This is a genomic window from Mitsuaria sp. TWR114, from assembly GCF_007997345.1.
In genome coordinates this window covers 1-18561 of the sequence record NZ_VOSR01000004.1, presented here as the reverse complement: position 1 = coordinate 18561, position 18561 = coordinate 1, and the positions used below count along the sequence as shown (strand labels likewise).

The 18561-nt window shown below is 68.4% G+C and carries 21 protein-coding genes; 7 read left to right on the top strand and 14 right to left on the bottom strand.

What is annotated here, in order from left to right:
• The 3 genes from FUT87_RS28220 to FUT87_RS00245 all read left to right on the top strand — a co-directional run.
• Window positions 1-853 (top strand): hypothetical protein (locus tag FUT87_RS28220; protein ID WP_186830285.1); only part of this gene is annotated, 853 nt, incomplete at its 5' end.
• Window positions 835-3360, top strand: coding sequence for a hypothetical protein (locus FUT87_RS00250; protein WP_147239704.1), 2526 nt, complete (start codon window positions 835-837; stop codon window positions 3358-3360). The genes FUT87_RS28220 and FUT87_RS00250, both read left to right, overlap by 19 nt.
• A gap of 89 nt (window positions 3361-3449) precedes the next feature.
• Window positions 3450-3926, top strand: a complete 477-nt coding sequence (locus FUT87_RS00245) for a YhbY family RNA-binding protein (RefSeq protein WP_091733470.1) — start codon at window positions 3450-3452, stop codon at window positions 3924-3926.
• 86 nt (window positions 3927-4012) lie between these two features.
• Here FUT87_RS00245 and FUT87_RS00240 read toward each other — a convergent pair whose 3' ends face one another.
• From FUT87_RS00240 to FUT87_RS00220, 5 genes are all read right to left on the bottom strand, one after another.
• Window positions 4013-4450: a DUF4149 domain-containing protein gene (locus FUT87_RS00240; RefSeq protein ID WP_091733468.1), complete on the bottom strand. Its 438-nt coding sequence runs from the start codon at window positions 4448-4450 to the stop codon at window positions 4013-4015.
• A gap of 11 nt (window positions 4451-4461) precedes the next feature.
• Window positions 4462-4941: a transcription elongation factor GreA gene (gene greA / locus FUT87_RS00235; protein ID WP_091733466.1), complete on the bottom strand. Its 480-nt coding sequence runs from the start codon at window positions 4939-4941 to the stop codon at window positions 4462-4464.
• Between the two features lie 83 nt (window positions 4942-5024).
• Window positions 5025-8291, bottom strand: coding sequence for a carbamoyl-phosphate synthase large subunit (gene carB, locus FUT87_RS00230; protein ID WP_147239703.1), 3267 nt, complete (start codon window positions 8289-8291; stop codon window positions 5025-5027).
• Between the two features lie 18 nt (window positions 8292-8309).
• Complete coding sequence (gene carA / locus FUT87_RS00225) at window positions 8310-9470, bottom strand: glutamine-hydrolyzing carbamoyl-phosphate synthase small subunit (RefSeq protein ID WP_091733463.1); 1161 nt, start codon at window positions 9468-9470, stop codon at window positions 8310-8312.
• Between the two features lie 432 nt (window positions 9471-9902).
• Entirely contained in the window at window positions 9903-10304 is a 402-nt protein-coding gene (locus tag FUT87_RS00220; protein WP_091733461.1) for a heme-binding protein, read from the bottom strand.
• Window positions 10305-10409: 105 nt separating this feature from the next.
• On the opposite strand from FUT87_RS00220, the gene FUT87_RS00215 reads away from it, so the two are divergent.
• The gene (locus tag FUT87_RS00215) at window positions 10410-11105 is read left to right on the top strand and encodes a Bax inhibitor-1/YccA family protein (protein WP_147239702.1); all 696 of its coding nucleotides are present in this window, start codon (window positions 10410-10412) and stop codon (window positions 11103-11105) included.
• A 77-nt stretch (window positions 11106-11182) separates the two neighbouring features.
• Here FUT87_RS00215 and FUT87_RS00210 read toward each other — a convergent pair whose 3' ends face one another.
• Together FUT87_RS00210 and FUT87_RS30150 are read right to left on the bottom strand one after the other, a co-directional pair.
• Complete coding sequence (locus FUT87_RS00210) at window positions 11183-11602, bottom strand: hypothetical protein (RefSeq protein ID WP_091733459.1); 420 nt, start codon at window positions 11600-11602, stop codon at window positions 11183-11185.
• The gene (locus FUT87_RS30150; RefSeq protein ID WP_255488672.1) at window positions 11599-11721 is read right to left on the bottom strand and encodes a hypothetical protein; all 123 of its coding nucleotides are present in this window, start codon (window positions 11719-11721) and stop codon (window positions 11599-11601) included. Before FUT87_RS30150 ends, FUT87_RS00210 begins: the two co-directional genes overlap by 4 nt.
• A 327-nt stretch (window positions 11722-12048) precedes the next feature.
• Between FUT87_RS30150 and FUT87_RS00205 the strand changes: the two genes are divergently transcribed.
• Together FUT87_RS00205 and FUT87_RS00200 are read left to right on the top strand one after the other, a co-directional pair.
• A complete protein-coding gene (locus tag FUT87_RS00205) occupies window positions 12049-12318 on the top strand; it encodes a hypothetical protein (protein ID WP_310735081.1) in 270 nt (89 codons plus the stop codon).
• Between the two features lie 90 nt (window positions 12319-12408).
• Window positions 12409-12624, top strand: coding sequence for a CsbD family protein (locus FUT87_RS00200; protein ID WP_091733455.1), 216 nt, complete (start codon window positions 12409-12411; stop codon window positions 12622-12624).
• A gap of 168 nt (window positions 12625-12792) precedes the next feature.
• Here FUT87_RS00200 and FUT87_RS00195 read toward each other — a convergent pair whose 3' ends face one another.
• Window positions 12793-14091, bottom strand: coding sequence for an MFS transporter (locus FUT87_RS00195; protein ID WP_091733453.1), 1299 nt, complete (start codon window positions 14089-14091; stop codon window positions 12793-12795).
• Window positions 14092-14236: 145 nt separating this feature from the next.
• On the opposite strand from FUT87_RS00195, the gene FUT87_RS00190 reads away from it, so the two are divergent.
• Window positions 14237-14716, top strand: a complete 480-nt coding sequence (locus FUT87_RS00190) for a carboxymuconolactone decarboxylase family protein (protein ID WP_147239701.1) — start codon at window positions 14237-14239, stop codon at window positions 14714-14716.
• A gap of 206 nt (window positions 14717-14922) precedes the next feature.
• Here the strand turns inward: FUT87_RS00190 and FUT87_RS00185 are convergent, their stop codons facing one another.
• From FUT87_RS00185 to FUT87_RS00160, 6 genes are all read right to left on the bottom strand, one after another.
• A complete protein-coding gene (locus FUT87_RS00185; protein ID WP_147239700.1) occupies window positions 14923-15471 on the bottom strand; it encodes a hypothetical protein in 549 nt (182 codons plus the stop codon).
• Window positions 15472-15535: 64 nt separating this feature from the next.
• Window positions 15536-15697, bottom strand: coding sequence for a DUF1328 domain-containing protein (locus FUT87_RS00180; protein WP_091733447.1), 162 nt, complete (start codon window positions 15695-15697; stop codon window positions 15536-15538).
• A 248-nt stretch (window positions 15698-15945) separates the two neighbouring features.
• Entirely contained in the window at window positions 15946-16650 is a 705-nt protein-coding gene (locus tag FUT87_RS00175) for a hypothetical protein (RefSeq protein WP_091733445.1), read from the bottom strand.
• 27 nt (window positions 16651-16677) lie between these two features.
• Window positions 16678-17343: an OmpA family protein gene (locus FUT87_RS00170; RefSeq protein WP_147239699.1), complete on the bottom strand. Its 666-nt coding sequence runs from the start codon at window positions 17341-17343 to the stop codon at window positions 16678-16680.
• A 173-nt stretch (window positions 17344-17516) separates the two neighbouring features.
• Window positions 17517-17783 (bottom strand): hypothetical protein, encoded by a 267-nt coding sequence (locus FUT87_RS00165; protein WP_091733441.1) that lies wholly within the window; start codon window positions 17781-17783, stop codon window positions 17517-17519.
• A 198-nt stretch (window positions 17784-17981) separates the two neighbouring features.
• Window positions 17982-18561 (bottom strand): ankyrin repeat domain-containing protein (locus FUT87_RS00160; protein ID WP_147239698.1); only part of this gene is annotated, 580 nt, incomplete at its 5' end.

Genomic DNA, 18561 nt, shown 5'->3' with positions numbered 1-18561 from the left:
CGACATCGACCTGTACTCCTACGAGGGCCAGTACAACGGCCTGCACGCCAGCAAGTCCGGCACGCCCGAGCCGGCGCTGGTGCTCTCCACCGGCGAGGCGCTGCCCGCCGGGCCGCTGATCAAGGGCGCCGGGCCCCTGGTCCCCACGGTCCTCAAGCGCACCCTGCATGCCGCGAGTCGGCTGGCGACCTCGCAGCCGGCGTTCGGCCTCGGCAACCAGCGCCCGCTGGACTACACGATCAACACCGCCGTCAAGGTGGCCGCCAAGACCGGCGTGGTCTACGGATTCAACATGCTGGGCCGCATGGCGTCCGCCGGCATCGGCGTCGCCGGGCTGAGCAGCCAGGGCGGCGGCAACATCGGCTTCGACGGCCTGGCCAAGGCGGTGGGCTGCATGGTGGCGGCGCAGGAGGCCACCACCTTCGCGATGGCGCAGTTCGGCAAGATGATGCCGGCCCACTTCCAGTGGCCCGAGGGCCGGCTGGGCCGGTTCGCGATCCGCGCCATGCTGCCCAGCGCCGAGGAGATGCTGCGCCTGTCCCTCAACATGAAGCTGCAGCAGGCCTTCGGGCTGCACCGCGGCAACGCCGTCGACGTGATGGCGCTGGCCTCCGCCTCGGTCGCCAAGGGCGGCGTCGAATGGATGAAGTCGCGCGCCGGCGATCCCGCGAACCACGCCGCCGCCCACCTGTCGCTGACCCTGCTCTACAACACGATCTACAACGTCGCGCGCGGGGTCTCCAACGCGTTCACGCTGCCGGGCGGCGACGGCCATCCGTCCGCGCGCACCGTCGGCGCCACCCTGGCCGCGCGCGCCATCGGCCGCTCGACACGATGTACGAGCCCATGCTGACCACGATGCTCAACAGCGCCGGCCTCGTGGGCGACAACGCCAGCGCCTACGACCACCAGATGAGCCGCGAGACCCGCGGCATGGGCGACCCGATCTCCATCATCGACCGCGCCATCACCGACGTCTCCAACGCCGCCGCCGGACTGGCGGGGCGCAAGCTCGAGGAGAACCAGACGGCGCTGATGATGCTGCTGAACGTGCGCGAGGGCATGGAGGGCGTGCGGCAGTACCTGAGCCGCTTCCCGCTCGAGCACGAGGCCGGCCGCTTCAGCGAGATCGGCGCCGAGCTGGCGGCGGTCCACGACTCGATCCAGCATGCCTCGCAGCCGCTGCATCCCGAGCGCGAGAAGGAGATGGACCTGCGCCTGCAGGAGAAGCTGGACGCGCTCATCGAGGCGGCAGATGGCGGGCCGGCGGCCGACGAGGCGCAGGACCGCCCCGAGGCGCTGCGCTACGACGTCGCGCTGCTGGATGCCAAGGACCGCGAGACCTTCGAGCGGCAGAGCCGCGCCGCGCGCGAGCAATGGTCCTCGCGCGGCAGCCTGCCGCAGACCAGCCAGTTCCACGAGATCGTCAACGACTACAGCAACCGCGGCCGGCCGGTCGACGCGCGCCCGGGCCTGCTGCTCGATTCAGCGGAAGTGCCGCGCAACGTGACCACCTGGACGCGGCGCGGCCAGGCGGCGGCGTGGCCCACCACCCAGCTGATGGCCGGCGCGCCCGGCATCCACACGCCGCGCACCGACACCGGACTGCCGCCGGTGTCCGAGCTGCTGCAGAAGCGGGCCACCAACTCCGCGTTCCTCTACACCGTCGAGTCCGGCATGTTCCACCTGCCGCTGCGCTTCGACTACGTCGGCCAGCTGCAGTACCAGCCGGTCCGGCCCAAGAGCCTGATCAGCGTGCCGCACATGGTGCTCACCGCCTCGGCCCACAAGCCGGACGGCGGCGAGGGCCTGGTCGATCCCAGCGCCATCCTGGACGTCAACCTGGCGGCGCGCTACGCGCCGAAGTTCCCCGCCAACCTGGACCGCGCCGCGGTCACCGAGGCGTCCTACATCGCGCCCGGCGGCCAGACCCGCTTCGGGCAGCCGGTGGAAGCCGGACAGTCGCCCAACAAGACCGTCACCGAGGGCGAGGTGGTGGCGCTCACCGAGATGTATTCGGCCACCACCTCCAGCCGCATGGCGGCCTATTTCGGCGCGGGCATCAATGCCGGGGCGACGCGCGACCGCAGCCTGCGCATCCACGCCAAGCTGCTCAGCGGCGTGAACTTCGCCAAGGTGAGCGATCTGGCCCAGGGCGAGGTGGTGGCCGTGCCCGGCGTGCTGATGCGGGTGCGCAAGATCGACGCCGACGCCGGCAAGGGTCCGGGCGTGGACGCCCCGGGAAAGAACGTGCAGGACCTGGGCCAGGTGGTCTATTTCGAGCAGGTCAACACCTACGCGCTGGAGCAGCGCTTCCAGGCGAAGAAGGCGCAGCCGTCGGTGGACCTGCGCGAAGGCGAGGAGGCGATGGAGCCGCGCTCGGGCCATCTGCTCAAGGCCACCCGCCAGCCGGCGCCGGACGCCTGGGTCTTCGACCTCGGCGAGGACCGCTTCCGGCGCCTGGACGCCGTGAAGGACGCGGGCCGGCAGGTGCTCGAATGGTCCAACAACAAGAGCTACTTCCTCGGCCGCGGCCTGGAGGACATGGACCGCGCCGGCGAGCAGGGTCCGCCCGAGCGCGCGCGCTGGCTGCATCCCTACAGCGGCGACCAGTCGATGCGGGCCATCAAGGAGGCAACGCATGCGCTGATCCTGGGCAAGGACCCGCTGGTGTCGGAGGGGCTGCTGGACCTGGCGACGGAGAACGTCCATCACGCCCACTTCCGCGAGGCCGGCGGTTATGCCGCCACCGACGCGGCCCGCGAGGCCGCCGCGCAGCGCCAGGCCATCCGGGAGCAGGCGGGCGCCGTGGCCGACGCCATCGGCGAGAAGTCGCTGTCCAGCCCCCTGTCGACGCAGGACGCCGCGTCCTTCAGCTGGCTCATGACCAGCCTGCTGCGCAAGCGGATCGAGCTGGTGGTGCTCGACGCGGCCGGCCAGGCCGAGCACACCCCCTTCGACATGACCTACGACAAGATCGACCTGAAGCGGGAAGCCGCGCTCAGCGACCTGTCGGACAAGCGCCACGAGCCGGCGCATGTGATCGTGGTGTCGCCCGATGGCGTCTTCACGCCGCAGGTGCGCGGCGGGCGCCGGGAGATGGTCCGCATGGACGAGGCCGGCGACGGCCCGACGCTGGGCGGCCTGGTGCACGCGCTGGTCCGGCAGGCCTATCCGGAGGCCGGCCACTACGCCGAGGACGCCGCCGGCGGACTGCGGCCCGACAAGTCGGCGCAGCGCAGCGCCCAGGACATCCTCGACACCATGAAGGACGCCGCGCGCGCCGACTACCGACCCCTGCAGGAAGCCCTGGTGAAGCAGTTCGGCGTGCCGCAGGCGGCGGCCGAGGCGCCGCGCTGAGCCACGCGGAGGCGTGTCGCAAGCCCGCCTTTTCGCGGGAAACCCGATGCGCAATGCCATGGAGCGGTCCGCTCACGGATAATGCGCGGATGCCTGCTATTCAACTGACCCCCGCCCAGCGCAAGGAAAAGCGCGCCGACGCCCACCATCTCGACCCGGTCGTGATGATTGGCGCCGATGGCCTGACGGCCGCCGTCACCAAGGAGGTCGACGCCGCGCTCAGGGCCCATGGCCTGATCAAGGTCCGCGTGATGTCCGACGACCGCCAGGGTCGCGAGGAGATCCTGGCCACGCTGGCCGAGCAGCTCGACGCCGCCCCGATCCAGCACATCGGCAAGCTGCTGGTGCTGTGGCGCCCGGTGCCGGAGAAGGAAAAGGCCGTCAAGGAGGACGCCCGCTCCGCGCCCAAGGTCGTGAAGATCGTGAAGTTCTCGAAGAGCGGCAACAACCGTCCGCAGATCAAGAAGGTCACCGTGCTGGGCAACCAGCGCGTCACCCAGGGCGGTGAAGTCAAGCGCGCGAAGAAGCCGCGTCAGACCAGCCTCAAGAAGTCCAGCCAGGGCTGACGCCGACGCCGCCACGCGCGGGCGGCCAGGTCCGGCACCAACGAAAAGACGGCCCGCGGGCCGTCTTTCCTTTTTGTCGCTTCCGATCAGCGGGGCCGCGGTCCGCTCACGCGCCACGCCAGCGCAAGCACGGCGATCGTTCGCAGCCCGAAGAACACCAGCGACACCGCATGCAGCTGCAGGAAGGTCCAACTGCCCTGCCCCTGGCGCGCGGCGTCCATCATCGGCTGCAGCGCGTAATAACCGGCGGCGGTGAAACCGATCGCCAGCAAGGGCAGCCAGAAGCCGGGATTCATCGCCGATCCGCCGACCACGCCATCCCGGTGCAGGCGCCGCTCCATCAGGATCAGCAGCACGCCCGCGGCGAGCGCGAAGCGGGCATCCATCTCGAACAGCCGCGCGACGTACTTGCCGGCCATCGCGCGGTCCAGCGTCGCGAACGCGTTCGGCGCGGCCAGCAGCGCCACCGCCAGCAGCTCGCCGGCCCACAGGGCCGCCAGCAGCGCACGGATCCGGAGCAGCATCGGCGAAGGCCTCAGATGTAGCGGACCTCGACGATCTCGTAGCGCTTGATGCCGCCCGGGGCCACCACCTCGGCCACGTCGCCGGCTTCCTTGCCGATCAGCGCGCGGGCGATCGGGGAGCTGATCGAGATCAGGCCCTGCTTCAGGTCGGCCTCGTCGTCGCCGACGATCTGGTAGGTCACCTCGTTGCCGGACTCTTCTTCCTCGAGGTCCACGGTGGTCCCGAACACGACCTTGCCGCCCGCGTCGACCGACGCCGGGTCGATCACCTGGGCCGACGACAGCTTGCCCTCGATCTCCAGGATGCGGCCCTCGATGAAGCCCTGCTTGTCCTTGGCGGCCTCGTACTCGGCGTTCTCCGACAGGTCGCCCTGCGCGCGCGCCTCGGCGATGGCGTTGATCACGGCATGCCGCTCGACCGTCTTGAGCCGATGCAGTTCTTCCTTGAGCTTCTCAGCGCCGCGCTTGGTCAATGGAATCGTCGTGGCCATGTCTCTAGAACCTTGAAAAACAAAACAAACCGCCGCTGCCGCTCAGGGTCGCTGAGCAGCGGCGGCGGAATGGATGGCGCAGTTTAATGCAGTTCGGCGTGCAGTTCCTGCAGCGATTGCACCAGCAGGCCATCCTTGTGCTTCATGCCTTCGACCGCGGCTTCGCAGCCCGCCATCGTCGTGTAGTAGGTCACCCGGTTGGCCAGCGCCGCCTGGCGGATGTGACGGCTGTCGGCAATCGCCGTGCGCGTCTCGTCGACGGTGGTGAACACGAGCTGGATGTCCCCGCCCTTGATCATGTCGACGATGTGCGGGCGGCCGTCCTTGACCTTGTTGACGACGCGCACCGGCACGCCGGCGGCCTCGATCGCCGCGGCCGTGCCCTTGGTCGCCACCACGCCGAAGCCCAGCGCCGCCAGGTCACGCGCCAGCGCGACGGCCCGGTCCTTGTCGTTGTTCTTGACGGTGATAAGCACATTGCCCTGGCGCGGCAGGCGCGAGCCCGCGCCCAGCTGGCTCTTCAGCATGGCCTCGCCGAAGGTCCGGCCGGCGCCCATGACTTCGCCGGTCGAACGCATTTCCGGGCTCAGGATCGGGTCCACGCCAGGGAACTTGTTGAACGGGAAGACGGCTTCCTTGACGCTGAAGTACGGCGGCTGGATCTCGACCGGCGGCTTGCCGCCGGCGGCCTTCTGGTCCTTGAGCTTGACGCCGGCCATGCAACGCGCGGCGATCTTGGCCAGCGGCTGGCTGGTCGCCTTCGAGACGAAGGGCACCGTGCGCGAGGCGCGCGGGTTCACCTCGAGCACGTACACCGTGTTCTCGGCCAGGCCCTTGGTCACATCGCCCTGGATCGCGAACTGCACGTTCATCAGGCCCACGACCTTCAGCGCCTTGGCCATCGCCGCGGTCTGGCGGCGCAGTTCGTCCTGCAGCTCCTTGGACAGCGTGTACGGGGGCAGCGAGCAGGCCGAGTCGCCGGAGTGGATACCGGCCGCCTCGATGTGCTCCATGATGCCGCCCATCATCGTGTCCTCGCCGTCGCAGATGCAGTCGACGTCGACCTCGACCGCGTCCTCCAGGAAGCGGTCCAGCAGCACGGGGGACTTCTCGCTGACGCGCACGGCCTCGCGCATGTAGCGCTCGAGGTCCTTGTCGCCGTGCACGATCTCCATCGCGCGGCCGCCCAGCACGTAGCTCGGACGCACGACCAGCGGGTAGCCGATCTCGTTGGCCAGCGCGACGGCCTGGTCTTCATTGCGCGCCGTGCGGTTGGGCGGCTGCTTCAGGCCCAGCTCATGCAGCAGCTTCTGGAAGCGCTCGCGGTCCTCGGCGATGTCGATGGAATCGGGCGTCGTGCCGATGATGGGCACGCCGTTGGCCTCGAGGTCCAGCGCCAGCTTCAGCGGCGTCTGGCCGCCGTACTGCACGATCACGCCGACCGGCTTCTCCTTGGCCACGATCTCCAGCACGTCCTCGAGCGTCACCGGCTCGAAGTACAGGCGGTCCGAGGTGTCGTAGTCGGTGGAGACGGTCTCCGGATTGCAGTTGACCATGATGGTCTCGTAGCCGTCCTCGCGCATGGCGAGCGCCGCGTGGACGCAGCAGTAGTCGAACTCGATGCCCTGGCCGATGCGGTTCGGACCGCCGCCCAGCACCATGATCTTCTTCTTGTCGGTGGGGTTGGCCTCGCACTCCTCGTCGTAGGTCGAGTACATGTAGGCGGTCTGCGTCGCGAATTCGGCGGCGCAGGTGTCGACGCGCTTGTAGACCGGACGCACGTTCAGCGCGTGACGGGTCTTGCGGACCTCGTGCTGGTTGGTGCCCAGCAGCTTGGCCAGACGCTTGTCCGAGAAGCCCTTCTTCTTCAGCAGGCGCAGTTCGTCGGCCGACAGGCCGGCCAGCTCGCGGCCCTTGAGGCTCTGCTCGATCTTGATCAGCTGCTCGATCTGGGCCAGGAACCACGGGTCGATCTTCGTTTCCTCGAAGACTTCGTCCAGCGTCATGCCGATGCGGAAGGCGTCGCCCAGGAACAGGATGCGCGACGGGCCGGGCTCGCCGATCTCCTGCACGATCTCCTCGCGATCGGCGCTGATCTCGCTGAGGCCGTCGATGCCGGTTTCCAGGCCGCGCAGCGCCTTCTGGAACGATTCCTGGAAGTTGCGGCCCATGGCCATCACCTCGCCGACCGACTTCATCTGCGTCGTCAGGCGCGAGTCGGCCATTGGGAACTTCTCGAAGGCGAAGCGCGGGATCTTGGTGACGACGTAGTCGATGCTGGGCTCGAACGAGGCCGGCGTGATGCCGCCGGTGATGTCGTTCTTGAGCTCGTCCAGCGTGTAGCCCACGGCCAGCTTCGCGGCGATCTTGGCGATCGGGAAGCCGGTGGCCTTGGAGGCCAGCGCCGACGAGCGCGACACGCGCGGATTCATTTCGATGACGATCATCCGGCCGTTGTCCGGGTTGATCGAGAACTGCACGTTGGAGCCGCCGGTGTCGACGCCGATCTCGCGCAGGATCGCGATCGAGGCGTTGCGCAGCAGCTGGTATTCCTTGTCGGTCAGCGTCTGGGCCGGGGCCACGGTGATGGAGTCGCCGGTGTGGATGCCCATCGGGTCCAGGTTCTCGATCGAGCACACGATGATGCAGTTGTCCGCCTTGTCGCGGACCACTTCCATCTCGTATTCCTTCCAGCCGATCAGCGATTCCTCGATCAGCAGCTCATTGGTCGGAGACAGGTCGAGGCCGCGCTTGCAGATCTCCTCGAACTCCTCCGGGTTGTAGGCGATGCCGCCTCCGGTGCCGCCGAGCGTGAAGCTGGGGCGAATGACCATCGGGAAGCCGCTGCCGCCGATCTCGGCGTGGATGCGCTTTTGCACCGACCACGCCTCCTCCAGCGAGTGCGCGATGCCCGACTTCGCGGAATCGAGACCGATCTTGGTCATCGCGTCCTTGAACTTCAGCCGGTCCTCGGCCTTCTCGATCGCCTTCTCGTTGGCGCCGATCATCTCGACCTGGTACTTCTCCAGCACGCCGTGCTTGTGCAGGTCGAGCGCGCAGTTCAGCGCGGTCTGGCCGCCCATGGTCGGCAGGATCGCGTCGGGGCGCTCCTTGGCGATGATCTTCTCGACCACCTGCCAGGTGATGGGCTCGATGTAGGTGACGTCCGCCGTATCGGGGTCCGTCATGATGGTCGCCGGGTTGCTGTTCACCAGGATGACCTTGTAGCCCTCCTCGCGCAACGCCTTGCAGGCCTGGGCGCCGGAGTAGTCGAACTCGCAGGCCTGGCCGATGATGATCGGGCCGGCGCCGATGATGAGGATGCTCTTGATATCAGTACGCTTGGACATGTGCAGTCTCCCCCTTCATCAGGCCTTGGACATCAGACCGATGAAGCGGTCGAACAGATACGAAATGTCGTGCGGGCCGGGACTCGCTTCCGGGTGGCCCTGGAAGCAGAAGGCCGGCTTGTCGGTGCGGGCCAGGCCCTGCAGCGTGCCGTCGAACAAGCTGACGTGCGTCGCGCGCAGGTTGGCGGGCAGCGTGTCGGGATCGACCGCGAAACCGTGGTTCTGGCTGGTGATGCTGACGCGACCGTTGTCCAGGTCCTTCACCGGGTGATTCGCGCCGTGGTGGCCGAACTTCATCTTGAAGGTCTTGGCGCCCGAGGCCAGCGCCATGATCTGGTGGCCCAAACAGATGCCGAAGGTCGGGATGCCGGCCTCGATCAACTGGGCGGTGGCCTTGATCGCGTAGTCGCAGGGCTCCGGATCGCCGGGGCCGTTGGACAGGAACACGCCATCGGGCTCGAGGTCGAAGACCTCCGAGGCCGGCGTCTGCGCCGGCACGACGGTGATGCGGCAGCCGCGCGAGGCCAGCATGCGCAGGATGTTGCTCTTGACGCCGAAGTCGTAGGCAACGACGTGGAACTTGGGCGCGGTCTGCTCGCCGTAGCCCTTGCCGAGCGTCCACTCGGTTTCGGTCCAGGTCTCGCGTTCGGTGCGGCTCACGACCTTGGCCAGGTCCAGGCCCGCCATGCTGGGCGCGCCCTTGGCGGCGGCGATGGCCTCGTCGATGTGGGCCTGGGTGATCTGCTCGCCGGCGTTCAGCGCCAGAATGCAACCGTTCTGGGCGCCCTTCTCGCGCAGCACGCGCGTCAGGCGGCGCGTGTCCAGGTCGGCGATGGCGACGGTACCCTCATCCTTCAGATACTGTCGCAGCGTGCGGCCCTTGCGGAAGTTCGAATCGAGGACCGGCGCCTCCTTGATGATCAGGCCAGCGGCAAAGATCTTCGACGCCTCGACGTCCTCATCGTTCACGCCATAGTTGCCAATGTGCGGATACGTCAGGGTGACGATCTGCCGGCAATAGCTGGGGTCGGTGAGAATTTCTTGGTAGCCGGTGAGCGAGGTGTTGAACACCACTTCACCAATGGTCCGGCCGGCGGCGCCGAGCGCGGAACCCTTGAAGACCGTGCCGTCTGCCAGGGCAAGAATCGCGGGGGGAGCGGAAAGCAGATCGGGCAGCACGGGAAACTCCGTTGTTGTGCGCGCGCCCGGCTCTGCTTCAGGGCCCTGGACCGCCGCCGGCACGCGCCGTGGACGGCTGGCGCGCGGGTGCGACCGGGTCTCCTGTGAGGGAGTCGATCCGTGTGGGATCCGATGCGATCGGGGGTGAAGTGTGCGGGACGCGGTAGGTTGCGGGTAAACCTGCTGAGTATAACCCGTCGGGGTATCTACGGAGAAGATTTGCGCAAACCGCTGGTGTTGGCGGGACCTGGACTGCCACCCTCGAGCGCTTGGCCGCCAAGGCATGAGGCCTCTGCGTCAAGCGCAGAAACCTCACGCCTTGCCGTCCCCGATCCACCGAGGCCCCCGCGACGCAGGACTGCGGGAATGAAGTGGACTGGAGTCGATCGATGGCGCGGTCGGAAGTACGAATTCCGGTTCGCGCCGGGGGCTTCAGCCGAGGGCGGCGATGCCTGCCTTCGCGACTTGCGCATCCTCGTTGGACTTCACGCCGCTGACGCCGACGGCGCCCACGCAGAAGCCCTCGACCATCACCGGCACGCCGCCCTCGAGCAGGCCTTCCAGCGGCACGCTGAGGAAGGCGTTGCGGCCGTTGTTGACGATGTCCTCGTAGACCTTCGATTCGCGACGACCCAGCGCCGCCGTCTTGGCCTTGGCCGGCGCGATCACCGCCGAGGTCGCGGCGGCATTGTCCAGGCGCTGCAGCCACAGCAGGTGACCGCCGTCATCGACGATCGCGATCGTCACCGGCCAGTTGTTCTTGAGGGCTTCGGCCTCGGCCGCGGCGGCGATGCGCTTGACATCGTCCAGGGTCAGGAAGGGCTTCTGTTTCATCTGCGGCCTCGTGGCGGTGATTGAAGGAAAGACGATCACTTTAACGAAGGCTTAAGGGCCTTGCCTACAATCGACGCCAACTCTCACTTCATGGGGCGCACGCACATGAACGACCGCATCATCGACCTGAACCCGGGCGGCTACGGCTCCTCGCTGTCCGCCGACCGCCAGCGCGTCCTGCGCAACACCTACGCACTGCTCGCGCTCTCCCTGATCCCCACCGTCCTGGGCGCCTGGATCGGCGTGGCCACCGGCTTCCTGGCCGCGATGGGCCCCGGCGCCAGCATGATCCTGTTCTTCGTCGGCGCCTTCGGCCTGATGTTCCTGGTGGAGAAGACCAAGCATTCCGCCGTCGGCGTCGCCGCGCTGCTGGGCTTCACCTTCTTCATGGGCCTGATGCTGTCGCGCCTGCTCGCGGCCATCCTCGGCTTCAAGAACGGCGGCACGCTGATCATGACCGCCTTCGGCGGCACCGCCGCGATCTTCTTCGCGATGGCGTCGCTGGCCACCGTCGTCAAGCGCGACCTGTCCGGCCTGCAGAAGTTCCTGTTCGTCGGCGCCGTGATCGCGATGATCGCCGGCATCGCCAACGTGTTCCTGCAATCGACCGGCGTGCACCTGGCGCTGCTGGTGGCCGTGCTGGGCATCTTCTCGGCCTTCATGCTGGTGGACGTCAAGCGCGTCGTCGACGGCGGCGAGACCAACTACATCAGCGCCACGCTGAACATCTACCTGGACCTGTACAACGTGTTCACCGCGCTGCTGCAGCTGCTGGGCATCTTCGGCGGCGACCGCGACTGACCGGTCATCCTCCCAACGAAAAACGCCTCGGAGTTCCGAGCGTTTTTTCTTGTCCGGGACGCGGGACCCGTGCGGGATCAGTGCGGCGTCCGGCCCTGGGCCTTGTCCAGCTCCGGATGGGCGCTGGGGGCGGCGCCACCGCCGTCGCCAGCGCTTTCGCCAGCGCCCTCCCCGGACGCCTCGGGACGATGCACGACCACCGGCTTGATGGCGCCGCTGCCGATGAAGCGCGCGTATTCGCTGCGCGGCACGACGGCGCTCAGCCGGGCATCGCCGTCGTCCCAGCCGATGGTCACGTCGATCTCATTGATCTCCACGGCCACCGGTCCCGGACGGATCGTCACGAGCGGACCGTCGCCAGTGCGGTAGGTGACCTCCCCACAGACGAAGGCCTGCTGGCTCAGCGGATGCTCGTTGAGCGATTGGCGCTCGGAGGACGCGTCGCCCATGGAGGCGTCGGCGGGATGTTCGGGGGGCAGCGGGGGTCGGGCGCTCATGGCAGGTCCTCCTGGGAATCGTCCCGCCCCAGTTCATCTAGCCACTGCCACATGCGCAGCGCCAAGGCGGTGGCGGTGCAGGTGGACAGCGTCATCAGCATCAGCATGTTGTCGTCCATGATGGGCCTCGAACCGGAGCGGAATCAGGTTGCGATGGACGCATCCTCGCCGCGGCGGCGGCCGGGACGAAGCAGCGGGCACCGCGAGGCGCTGTAGGTGCTGTCCCACAGCGGGCGCGACGCGCCGGAGCGCGTCCCCACCGCCAGGGAGCAAGGCGCTCGCCAGCCCCTTTTGCAAAGCTGGGTGAAGTCCGGGGCGGCCACCGCGCACACCGTCAACGTCGAGGAAACGCCTTCCGTTGAGCCCACACGCTGTAGGACGACATCCGACATGGCCCACCGTCCGGCACCGACATCGCGCACCGAGTTGCGCTTATGGGAAGGACCATGGCCAACGCCGATAGTGAAAGCAAAGGAACTCACCAGGAGAACGACATGAGCCTCCTCCAGATTGCCGCCGACGCCGCCCCGCAATTCGAAGTGCGCTTCGAATCGATCTTCGACGCCGGCCGCGCGATGTCCTTCCCATGCGATCCCCAAGGGCATGTCGACCTCGACAGCCTCCCGGCTCGCGCCCGCAACAACTACTTGTTCGCCCGCGCGATGGTCGGCAAGGATTACCTTCCGCCCGCGGTGCGCGGTCGCACCAACCACTGATCCGTTCCCCAGCACCCGACGCCGCCGCGGCACCGGGTCCGGCAATTGCCAAGTCCCATCGTCACCTACTCGCTTCTGAAAGGAGTTCGTATGAATTGGGATCGCATCGAAGGCAACTGGACCCAGCTCAAGGGCAAGGTCCGTGAGCAATGGGGCAAGCTGACCGACGACGACATCGACGTGATCGCCGGCAAGCGCGATCAGCTGTCCGGCAAGATCCAGGAGCGCTACGGCATCGCCAAGGACGAGGCCGACAAGCAGCTCGACGACTGGCAGACCCGCGCCGATGACCGCTGGCTGAGCTGATTCCGCTCCGGGTCCTTGACTGCGCCGGCACGGTCCGGCGGAACGCCCGGGGCACCCGCCCCGGGCGTTTGATGATTGACTGCTTCCTCCCTGTTGCCGCGCTGCACCTCCAGGTCGGCGCGGCTTTTTTGCGCCAGCGCGCTCTGCAGCGAGCGCGGCGGAGCGCGCTCAGCGTGTGACGGCCGGGGTGGCTTCCTCGAACCGGTCGACGGTGCGCAGCGGCTTGAACAGGGCCGCCCAGCCAGCGACAACTCCCAGCGTGCAGACCGCGCCCGTCACCGCCGCGGGTACCGCGCCCAGCGCCGCGGCGGCGCTGCCGGCGCGGAACTCTCCCAGCTCGTTCGACGAGCCAATGAACAGCATGTTCACCGCGTTCACGCGGCCGCGCATCTCGTCGGGCGTCGAGAACTGCACCAGCGCGCCGCGGATATAGACGCTGACCATGTCCGCCGCGCCAGCGATCGCCAGCGCGCCGAAGGACAGCCAGAAGGTCGTCGACAACGAGAACACCAGGTTCGCCAGCCCGAACACGGCCACCGCCGCGAACATCGCCTTGCCGACATGGCGGTTGAACGGCCGCAGGCTGAGGTAGAAGCCCGCCGTGACCTCGCCGACAGCCATCGCGCTGCGCAGCGCGCCCAGGCCTTCCGGCCCGGCGTGGAGCACCTCGTGCGCATAGATCGGCAGCAGCGCCACCACGCCGCCCAGCAGCACCGCGAACAGGTCCAGCGAGATCGTCCCGAGGATGATCGGTCGCGACCGGATGAAGTGGATGCCGGCGCCGAAACGCTGCCAGATCGTGCCGCCGGCCGGCGACGGCGGTGCGGCGAAGCGCACCGGCACCGCGCCGACCAGCAGCGCGGTGCCCAGGGCGAAGCAGACCAGGCAGACCAGGTAGGTCAGCCCTGCCCCGCCGAAGCCGTACAGCAGGCCGCCGAGGAACGGGCCGCCGATGCTCGCGACGCGCAACAGCATGCTGTTGGCGGCGATGGCCTGGGCCAACTGCTCACGCGGCACGATCTGCGGCAACAGGCTCTGCAAGGCCGGGCCGGAGAAGGCCCGCGCGCAGCCGAACACCACCAGGACGGCGTAGATGCCGGTCACGCCGGCATGGCCGTGCCCGGCCAGCCACCACAGCGCCAGGCTGCAGGACGCGCTGACGCCCCAGCTGAGGGCCAGGATCGGCTTGCGGCTGAAGCGGTCGATCAGGTCGCCGGCCGGCAGCAGCAAGAGCAGCATCGGGATGAACTGCGCCAGGCCGACATAGGCCAGCGCCAGCGGCTGGCGCGTGAGGTCGTACACCTGCCAGGCCACGACCACCGCCTGGATCTGGCCGGCGAACACGGCGGCCAGGCGGCACACCAGGAAGGCGGTGAATCCCGGATGCCGGAACACGCTGACGCGCGGGGCTGGCGAAGCGTCGGACGGGGAGGCGGGATCGGGGGTGGAAGCAGGTGGAGCAGTCACGGCGGCGGTGTGTTCGGGGCCTTCTTGGTCGGGCGCCGGCCAGTTTAGCCAGCCGGTCCACCCGCCTGGGCGCAGGGCGATGTCACACGTGCGCGGGCTGTTTCGTCTTGTCGTTACCAACCCTCTTTTCACCCCGGAGCCCACGATGAGCCAACGCTTCAACTACATGCAACAGTCCGCCCCCGCCTTCAAGAAGCTGGTCGAGCTGTCCATGGGCCTCAAGGAAAGCGGCCTGGAAACCGGCCTGCAATACCTGGTCGAGATCCGCGCCTCGCAGCTCAACGGCTGCGCCTTCTGCCTCGACATGCATGTCAAGCAGGCGGTGATGGGCGGCGAACGCGCCCTACGCCTGCACCACGTCGCCATCTGGCACGAGTCGCCGCTGTTCTCCGCCCGCGAACGCGCCGCGCTGCGCTGGACCGAGGTTCTCACCCGCATGCCCGAGGGCGGCATCGCCGATGCCGTCTACGCCGAAGTGCGCGAGCAGTTCAGCGAGAAGGAACTGTCGGACTTGACCTGGGTGGTGGCGTCGATCAATGCCTGGAACCGCTTGAATGTCGCGGTCGGCAGCGTGCCCGGCACGCAGGACAAGGCCTTCGGACTGGACAAGGCCGGCCTGGCCTGAGCCGCGCCGGCAAGATCCGCGTCGGCAAAAGAAAACGGCGCCCTTCGGGGCGCCGTTGCAACAGGTGTCGACAGGGGGATCCGGGCGATGTTCGAGTTGTTGGCCCGGATCCGCCGGTTCAACGACAGCGCGGTCCGGACCTGGCCGGCTCGCGCCCCCACCGGGGTTGTCGGGTTGAGCGGGATCAGCGCTGGATCAACGCTGGATCAGCGCTGGCTGTAGCGGGCCTTGGCCGAGTTCACACACACGTCCTTGGCGTCGCCGGACAGGGTGTTGCACTTCTCGGAAGCCAGCTTGTAGTCGGCCTTGACGCGGGTTTGCTCGGCGTCGTCGACGGCCTCCGCCACCTTCTTGTTCATCTTGAGTTCGGCCTTCGCCTTCTCGTAGGCGGTCTTGGCCTCGCGCTGGCAGACATCCTTGGCCTCGCCCGAGCGATCGTCGCAGCGCTCCTTGGCCACCTCGTACCGGGCCTCGTAGCGGGTCTCGATCAGCTTGGCCTCGTCCTTGGCGTTGCCGCTGTAGTTGTATTCCAGCTGGGCCAGCGCCACGTCCTCGCGACCCTTGGCCTCCTTGACGCAGATGTCCTTGGCATTGCCGGACAGCTTGTCGCAGGCATCCTTGTCGACCTTGTAGGTCTTCTTGATGTCGTCCTTCGCGCCGTCGTAGACCGACTTGGAGAAGTTGGCGGCTTGCGCCATGCCGGCGCACAGGCTCAGGGCGGCGGCGATCAGGGCGGCGGTAGCGGGCTTGTTCATGGCGATCCTTTCTTTGTTGTGGAGGGCAGCGTTCAGTCAGCAGTTCGAGCGATGACGGGGATCGTCACTTTCGCAACAGGCTCATCACGAAGGTCGCGACGGCCATGATCACGAACACGAAGAACAGGATCTTCGCGATGCCGGCGGCACCGGCGGCGATACCGCCAAAACCGAACAACGCGGCAATCAGGGCAATGACGAAGAAGACAACGGCGTAGTGCAGCATCTTGGTTCTCCTGCGCGGCACCGTGCCGCGATGGAATGACTGTAGGGACTGGCCCGGCCGCCGCGGGCAGTCCCGCACCGCAACCCCGCGTCGGAGCGTCAACCGCCGCGCTGTAGGAGAGGACCTACCGCGCCGGACTGCGCGGAATCGCGTCCCCGGCGCCCGCTCGAAAACGGCAGCGCCAATGCAAAAAAGCCGGCTGACGCCGGCTTGCAAAGAGAAGGAAATGCGGTGGTGCGATGCGGCCGTTACCAGACCTTCTGGAAGGTCACGCCCACGCGGCCGCCACGCGGCCGGAAGGTCAACGAGGACTGCCCGCTGAGCTCCATGCGGAAACCCTTGCGCAGGTCCGCGTAGGGCTTGCGGGTGTTGAAGACCATGCCCACCCGCACCTGGCGCTGATCCCGGTTGTTGATGCCGGGGACGGTGAACTCATCGATCTGCGCGCGTTGCGCGTCGACGAGCGGCGTCTGCACGTAGGCATGCGAGCGCGGCCCGGTCGGCAGCGCCAGACCGACCAGCACGCCGGCGTCGCCGGCCGCGCCCGGCCTGGCGTTCTGATACGGCGTCGAATACAGGCCTCCGCCGATCGCGGCGCCGCGCTGCTCGACCCCCACGCCCAGCCGCAGCCCGCTGCCGGACCAGGGACGCGCCCACAGCATCGTCTGCGTGGCCTGCGGCGCGCGGCCGTACCAGGCGGCGGCGCCGGCGGGCTGGTTGGCGGTCGCCAGCGGCTCGGCGGCGTGCTGCGTCACGGTATAGCGGCTGCTCGCCGCGGCACTCCGGCTGGTCGCCGCCTGTCGCGACCGCTCGGACAGGCTTCGGCCGGTCAGCTCGACATGGTCATCCAGCGAGGTCGGCGACAGCTCGCTGGCGGGTCCGGCCTGGGCGAAGCTCAGGGCGGCCGGGGCCAGCACGGCCATCAGCAGCAGGCGGGGGCAGCAGGCATTCATGACTCAACTCCCGTACTTGATGACAACTTAGGACGCGGGTTGCGACAGGAAAATCTCGATCCGACGATTGGCGGCCCTTCCGGCCTCGGTGGCATTGCTGGCCACGGGCTGGCGTCCGCCGCGCCCCTCCACCAGCAAGCGGCCGCGCCGCACGCCGTGGTGCACCAGGTATTCGCGCACGGTCTCGGCCCGATCCAGCGACAGCGGCCCGTTCACCGCATCGCCGGCCGAGCTGTCGGTGTGCCCGACGATGGTGATGCGGACCTGCTCGTCCAGGTCGCGGCTGGCTTCATCCAGCGCGGGGCGCATAGTCGGCTTGAGCTCGGAACGACCCAGGTCGAAGGCCGCGTCAGTGGGCAGGGTCAGCTTGAGCTGGTTGTCCGCGGTGCGGACCACGCCGATGCCGGTGCCTCCGCTGGCTTGCACGACCGCCAGGCGGCGCTCCTCCATGCGGGGGGACCACAGATTCCCGCCGATGACGGAGCCGGCGGGAAGCGCCGGCGTGACGGTGGTCGACGGTGCAGTCGAGGGGGCACCCGAGTGCCCCCCCATCGAAGCGCAGCCGCCCAGCGCCATCAGGGCCAGCGCCAGGACCGGCAGGCTGGCCGCCGCAAGCCACCGCCAGCGCGGTCCGGCGAGGACGCCTGGGGCGGCTTCGGCGACGTGACGGGAGAGGACTCGGGGGCGGCGCATGACAGTCTCCAGGCGGGCTGTGGGCTCGGTCACACGATAGAGGGACCTCGGTTGAGCGTCATGCTAGGGAGATCGCGGGGGGCCGGGTGTAGTCGGCTGGCGGAAGCGCGGGTCAGACAGCACCGACAAGCGCCGCGCCGATTCGTTCCGGACCCTTGCCCCGGCAGCGAATCTCAGGCGCTCAGTTCGGTGCCGATGGACGGCTGGTCGTCCAGCGGGAGCAGATCGGCTTCGGACAACTCGGCCGCATCGACTTCCTCGTCGTAGGCGGCCTGGTCGCCGGCGTCGCGGTGCGCGATCAGCGGCTTGTCCAGCGGGCGGTAGATGCGGCTGCGCAGGCGGGCCAGGCGTTCGGAACCGGCCACTTCCAGGGCGACGCGCTCGGGATCCAGCAGCATCGCGAACGGGTTGGCGGCGAAGTCTTGGGTCGTGGTCAGCATCTCGGTCTCCGGCGCCGACACCGTGTCGGCATGGGATGAACTGTAGAGACCGACCCGGGCCGCCAACAGTGGGCGGGCCGCCAAACCGCGTGTCAGACGGATTCCTAGGGGAATGCCAGCAGCTGCCTCACCGCGCCGTGCGGCGTGTGACGGATGCCTCGGAAAGGCGCGGGAAAGCGTCGCGCCGGGGGACGCCGCCTACGGTGCCGGCGTGGCGGCGGCCTTAGCACGCGCCCGGGCGAGCTGGTCCAGCTTGTCGGCCATCTCGTCCTGCCCGGCGCGGCGGGCGAAGTCGGCCGCGCTCAGCTGATGGTCGTTGCGCAGCGTGACGTCGGCGCCGGCGGCGATCAGGATCTCGGCGCCGCTCAGCCCGCCGTAGCCGGCCGCCATCATCAGCGGCGTCGTTCCATTGGGCGACCGCGCGTCGATGTCCGCGCCCTGCCCGACCAGCCAGCGCACCAGGTGCTCGTTCGGGCCGGCGGCCGCGTAATGCAGCGCGGACCACCCCGGTTCGTTGACCAGCGCGCCGCGCTTGACCAACTCGCGCGCGATGTCCAGGTTGCCCTTGATCGCGGCCAGCATCAGCGGCGTCTCGCCGGCCTGGTTGATGGCGTTGACGTCGGTGCCGGGGCTCTTGAGCAGCGCCTCGACCGCCTTGCCGGACTCCTCCCGGATCGCCACGTGCAGCGCCGTGTTGCGCTGCGCGTCGCGGACGTTGGGATCGGTGCCCGCCAGCAGCAGCTTCATGACGGTGGCGGCGTGGTCGTTCCGCGCGGCG